General features: G+C 30.4%; 2 protein-coding genes. Both read right to left on the reverse strand.

The genetic code is table 11. The annotated features are described in order from the left end of the window. The coding region (locus AC6FXG_RS08900) for a P-loop NTPase family protein (RefSeq protein ID WP_500572383.1) at nt 1–389 on the reverse strand (389 nt) is incomplete at its 3' end. Further along, a complete protein-coding gene (locus AC6FXG_RS08905) occupies nt 386–1,159 on the reverse strand; it encodes a replication initiator protein A (RefSeq protein ID WP_500572384.1) in 774 nt (257 codons plus the stop codon). The genes AC6FXG_RS08905 and AC6FXG_RS08900, both read right to left, overlap by 4 nt. Between the last annotated feature and the right edge of the window lie 4 nt (nt 1,160–1,163).

Genomic DNA, 1,163 nt, shown 5'->3' on the forward strand with positions numbered 1-1,163 from the left:
CAAGCAAGATAAGTTTTTCCGCTGCCAACATCTCCATAAAATAAAAGTCCAACATTGTCTTCCTTCATTTGCTCAAAACTTTTGGCATAATTATAGGCAACCTTATAGGCTTGACCTTTTTCATTTAGGAATTTCTCAAAAGTATATTGGTGTTGGAGCGGCGATGAAAAACAATCTCTTTTCAATGACGATATTTTCATCAGTCTTTCTCTTTCTTCATTTTCCTTATCTCTCTTTATTTCACATTCACATTTAATTATGGGAATAAACTTTGTAAAGCCAAGGTCAACTAATTCTCCATCTACTCTTTTACCACATACCTTGCAATAGATATGTCCATTTCTTTCAATATCATTTTCTCTTAATACAAAATCTTTTAAGCTTTTCATAAACTCTCTCCTATATCGTAATTCATTTTTCTTGTTGATTTGTCATTAATGCTTTTCGCCTGATCATTAAGATACCAGTTAATTATTGTTGCCTTGTGATCTTGATACACTCTGTTATTTGCTTTCATATATGACGACAATCTATCAATGTATTCATTAATTCTACTTCCTAACTCATTTGTTAAGTCCTTATATTCTTCATCAGTCAAAAATATGTTTTTATATATTCCATAAGGCTTTTGTCCCTTACTAAAATCATTCTTTCTTAACTCATTATTACTAATATTGTTATAGTTACCTTCCGATTTTCGGAAATCTTGAAGTCTGTTATTAGGAGTTCTTGAATTCCGATTATCGGAAGTCTGGACTTCTGCTTTTCGGAAATCTGGATTTCTATTATTTGAATCGGAGAAAACACTCATAAAATCTTTAACATATATCCTATTTGGTTTTCCAAGTCCTTGTCTTTTCTTTTCTATCAATCCAATTCCTGATTTTATATCAAGCTCATTTATAATCTTTAAGGCTTTATCATTAGCACAGTTAAATTGCTCTTTAATAGCATCCATTGTGTAGTAAATAAAGACTTTTCCATCTTCATCTATCCAGCCATTTTTATATGAAAGACCCATTCGATTAAGCATATATGAATACAAAACTTTAGCTTCAATAGAAATGCTCTCAAAAATCTCATCTTCCATTAATACCATAGGTAACCTAATGAAGTTATACATCTCAGATTGCCTATTATAAAAATAATCAAAATTCATTCCT

This window comes from Ezakiella massiliensis, from assembly GCF_059862345.1.

Coding starts and splice junctions, on each gene's coding strand:
- AC6FXG_RS08905 (WP_500572384.1), bottom strand. CDS start 1,159: ATGAATTTTGATTATTTTTATAATAGGCAATCTGAGATGTATAACTTC.